Annotated in this window: 6 protein-coding genes; 2 read left to right on the top strand and 4 right to left on the bottom strand. The window is 61.1% G+C overall.

Going from position 1 to position 4029, the window contains the following annotated elements:
* From ACHAA3_RS16765 to ACHAA3_RS16755, 3 genes are all read right to left on the bottom strand, one after another.
* Positions 1-1233, bottom strand: a 1233-nt coding sequence (locus ACHAA3_RS16765; protein ID WP_435710238.1) for a hypothetical protein, incomplete at its 3' end; no start/stop codon positions are given.
* Between the two features lie 115 nt (positions 1234-1348).
* The gene (locus tag ACHAA3_RS16760) at positions 1349-1909 is read right to left on the bottom strand and encodes an RES family NAD+ phosphorylase (RefSeq protein WP_435710237.1); all 561 of its coding nucleotides are present in this window, start codon (positions 1907-1909) and stop codon (positions 1349-1351) included.
* The gene (locus tag ACHAA3_RS16755) at positions 1906-2259 is read right to left on the bottom strand and encodes an antitoxin Xre/MbcA/ParS toxin-binding domain-containing protein (protein WP_435710236.1); all 354 of its coding nucleotides are present in this window, start codon (positions 2257-2259) and stop codon (positions 1906-1908) included. Before ACHAA3_RS16755 ends, ACHAA3_RS16760 begins: the two co-directional genes overlap by 4 nt.
* 74 nt (positions 2260-2333) lie before the next feature.
* Here ACHAA3_RS16755 and ACHAA3_RS16750 point away from each other — a divergent pair, with 74 nt between their 5' ends.
* A complete protein-coding gene (locus ACHAA3_RS16750; protein ID WP_435710235.1) occupies positions 2334-2987 on the top strand; it encodes a hypothetical protein in 654 nt (217 codons plus the stop codon).
* 50 nt (positions 2988-3037) lie between these two features.
* A complete protein-coding gene (locus tag ACHAA3_RS16745; protein WP_435710234.1) occupies positions 3038-3481 on the top strand; it encodes a hypothetical protein in 444 nt (147 codons plus the stop codon).
* 80 nt (positions 3482-3561) lie between these two features.
* On the opposite strand, the gene ACHAA3_RS16740 is transcribed toward ACHAA3_RS16745, so the two are convergent.
* A partial coding sequence (locus tag ACHAA3_RS16740) for a recombinase family protein (protein ID WP_435710233.1) occupies positions 3562-4029 on the bottom strand: 468 nt, incomplete at its 5' end.

Genomic DNA, 4029 nt, shown 5'->3' with positions numbered 1-4029 from the left:
CTCTGCGACGACCGGAGCCACGCCATCATCCTTGATCGTTTCCAAGACGCGATACCGGTCGATCGACTCAAAGAAGGCCTGTAGGTCGAAGCGCAGCACGCAGTCGCGGTTGAGGTGGGCACGGGCGTTGTCTCGAGTAGTCCGGCCAGGCAGAAACCCAAACACATGGGGTGGTGGCTGGTAGTTCGATGTGCCGACCAAGAGGCGCGCCAGCTCCTTGGTGACGGTGCCGTAGTGCGGGTTGGGCGAGACGACTGCACGCGTGCGTTTGCCAGTGCGGACGTACTTCGTGACGTAACCGAGGCCGCGGTCGACCTCATCGGCAAGGCGCAGGAGACGATCAGGATCGGTGTGCAGATGGGCCGCGAACGAGGGGACGTTTGACACCAGGTCTGGAGGGAATTGTTCAAGCGCGCGGGAGCGGGTCGATAGCAACTGCTCTGAAACTGACGCATGCGGATTCGCTCGCGGAACTGACTCCGCCCCCGCGCCAGATGAGGCTACCGCACTCACGCCCTGTCCAGATTCGTAATGGCGGACACGCCTAGTGCTCAACACACCAAGCTCGAGTGAACAGAACCATGAGATTGCAGCCTCTGTTTCAACATATGTCCGGTACTGATGACGCGCCGCGTCCATGGCACGGCCGGCTTTCAGCCAGTCCGCAGCGATCAGTGCCAGGCCGTCCGCAGCCGCCAGAACCGAGGCGGACGATTTTTCGGCTTGGGTCAGCGTGACGGCCGGAAGGCGACGTCCGTGGTTGTTTCGACGGCTATTGATTCGGTCGCGAATCTCATCCAGTCGAGCATTCAGGGGTTCGTTGCGTTCGATGATGAGGTCAATCTGGGGAGCTTGACGAAATTGCCGCCTGAGTACGCCACCCATTCGCACGTAGAGCTCCACCAACTGGTCGACCTCTTGAGTGCCAAGCGTGCTGCGGTCGGTAGCGATGATCAGAGCTTTGTAGATGCTCGTCGAGCTCAACAAGTGCGCGAATTCGATTCCGACCTCAGGCAGGTCAACCGACCGATGGAAACCTGTCGCCCGGAACCGGTCACGATCGGCGGAATCGCGGAACCCGGGACGCGCAAGCACTCGAAGCTGGGTCGTCCGGATTAGCTCCTCGAACTCATCTACCAGGTCGTCTTCCACCGCGATGCCGCAAACGACCAGAGGATCTTGAGGATTCCCATTTCCTGACTCGTCCAGGTAGACCTTGATGGCGTCGATCATCGGGGGTCCCTTCCGCGGCGCTCGGCCTCGGCCAGAGCGCGATCAGTCTGGCACTGCAATGTCGCCTTAGGCTTGGAGAACATACGACGGGCTGGCCCCTTTTGTTGCAGAATCGTCAGGCCGGACGTAGATCAAGATAGAGCTCGGGTGTCAGGTCGCGCGACGCGCCGACCTGCACTTGCCCCGGTTCAGCGCGGTGCTCGAAAGCAGTAACGACCAAGCCGATTCCGCCGGCTGCTGGAGCAAGGACGCCCGCCATCTCCAAAAACCAGGCTGCATGTCCCACTGCTTGGCAGGCGGCCCAGTCCTTGCCGAAGATGTCCTCGATCTCGAGGCCCACGAACTCTTGAGCTTGTGCGGTGCGTAAGTCAAGAACGGCTAGCCCATTGACCTCGATGGTGTGCAACTTGTAGGGCACAGCAAGCATGGCCTCAGTCGTCAGGCCAGCAGTCTCGGCCGCCCGATCAACCTCGTTCATGCAGGCATGCTCTGAGTCGGCGAGATAGATCGCAGGGAACAGCTCCGGAGGATTCCACCGCCCGCCGTGTCTGCGGGCGCCCTCGCCTGACAGCGGATCGCGACGCCCGGCGGTGTAACGGAAGCACTCCCCCGACCAACGACTCGATCCCAGCCCGTCAACTCTATCGACCAGAACCTCATTGAGCTCTGCGCTCACATAAACACCCCGTCTGCCATCGCCTCAATGGCATCCAAGACTCTTTTGTATTGGCCATCGCGCACCAGGTCAGCAGGTCGTTCGTGATCCAGCATCGCGTTGGGTGAAAACATCCAGAGATTTGCATGGCCCCGTGGCAACACTTCGGCCAACGCGTCCGCTACATACGACAGGTCCAAGAGCCGCTGCTTGTTCAGCCGCTGCGGAACCACATCGCCGACGCTCCAGCGCGCCACTGAGCGAGCGGAAGCATCCAGAATGCCACCCAGTTCTTCATTGCTCAGCCCAAGGTTGTCGATTGTGCCCTTGACCTTATGAGCAAGTACACCGACGCTATCTGCCATCGCCATTGTGTCCACCCTCTGTCGATACTCTGTCATGTAGTATGGCACGTAGTTTGATGGACTATGAAAGGCAGCCCCCGGTGAGCATCCAATTTCGGCTCGGAAACAACGACCACAAGCCGGTCGAGGATTTTCTGTCGCGCCAGCATGCCGGCACAGGAGCGATCGTTCTCGACGCGAAGGCCGCCCGCCACCAGGTCGGTGCGGCCGAGGCCGCACGTCGGGCAGGAGTCGGCGTCTACTGGGAACCGGCAACCGAACGACTGGCCTCGGCTGGCTACGGAGTCGAAAAGTATCCGATGTGGGCCGGTCAACCGTATGACTTGGACGCTTTGGCGACCTCTTCCAAGGAGCGCGGCGCCCTTGTGGAGCTGCTGCTGTCCACCCAGCCCTCACTGGTCACCCACGTCACTGCACCTCACTTCTACGTAACCGACCAGCGCTCAGCCCACCTGAACATTGCGCTCGCTGAGATGACCCGCCTGTCAACAATCCAGCCAGTCAGGGCCGTACTGACGATCGCCAATAAGTTCGGGTTGGCTTCAGCGGCAGACCTCGCGAAAGAGTACGCAGCCGCAGGAATCCAGGCTATCGAGATCCGCTTGTCGCCCCTCGGAGGCGACGATGAGAGTCTGCGCAAGATCCGCGACGCCTACGCAATCGTTCGGTTATTCAAAGATGCGGGCCTACACGTGACCTCGGCAGTTCGGGCAACATCGGACAGGTTGCCGTAGCAATGGGATATGCCGACTCCTTCTCAGTCGGAGTGGGCATGCTCGAGCGCGTGAACCACAGCAGCGTCATCAACCGGCAAAAGCAGCCACCCAAGGAACGCACCGAAGACGAGTCCGGCGGCGGCCCCATTGCCGGGATCTATCTTCCGGGCGTCGCCGCCACCGTGACCCGGCGGGCGGGAAACAAGCTGCTGGAGAACACCGATATTCGCGTCAGCCTCGGTTGCCGGATCGATTCGTGCAGCGGAAGTGTCCGCGGGCCAGCCGAGGATCCCCGCAGGCACTACCTCCATGCACGCGCCCAAGAGATGGCCACGATGCTCGAGCGACCCGCAGCATGGCGTCCGACTCTGGAGGTCGACCGACTTCGCCAAGCCAACAACCTTCGCCGACGTGTCAACAAGTACTACATGGACGACGACATCAAGGAGCTGAAGACTCGAACGTTGATGAGTCTGATCAACGGGATCGAGGAACAACGCCAGGCGTCCTGAACTCCACCTTGCGCATCAGGCTTTTATGTCGCAATCGACGCGAGCCCCAGCGTAGAGAAGGCTCATCGAGCCGTTCGTCATCACTCTCCCTTAATCGCACGGTAGAGCGTCGCGCGGCTGACGCGCAGTACGTCCGCGACGTCGGTCGCGGTGAAATCGTCCTCGTTCATCATTCGGCGGGCTTGCTCGATCTGGGCCTTGCTGAGTACCCGGGGGCGACCACCGCGGCGGCCCCGCGCCTTGGCGGCGGCCACGCCGGCGGCGGTTCGCTCACGGATGAGATCTCGCTCGAACTCTGCAATCGAGGCGAACAGGTAAAACGTCAACCGACCCGTAGGGCTGGTGGTGTCGATCGACTCATTCAGCGATCGGAACTCGACCTGACGTTCGCTCAGCTGACTGACTAGTTGCACCAGGTGGGCGAGACTTCGTCCGAGCCGGTCCAAGCGCCACACCACAAGCGTGTCCCCCGCTCGGAGGTATCGCCAGACCTGATCGAGCTCGGGACGTTTCGTCGACGAGCCGGTTATGTGGTCAACGTGGATGTT

The sequence above is a fragment of the Aeromicrobium sp. CF3.5 genome, assembly GCF_051262695.1.
In the GTDB taxonomy this organism is placed as follows: domain Bacteria; phylum Actinomycetota; class Actinomycetes; order Propionibacteriales; family Nocardioidaceae; genus Aeromicrobium.
The sequence above is the reverse complement of the archived record's forward strand: the minus strand, read 5'-3'. Positions and strand labels throughout refer to the sequence as shown.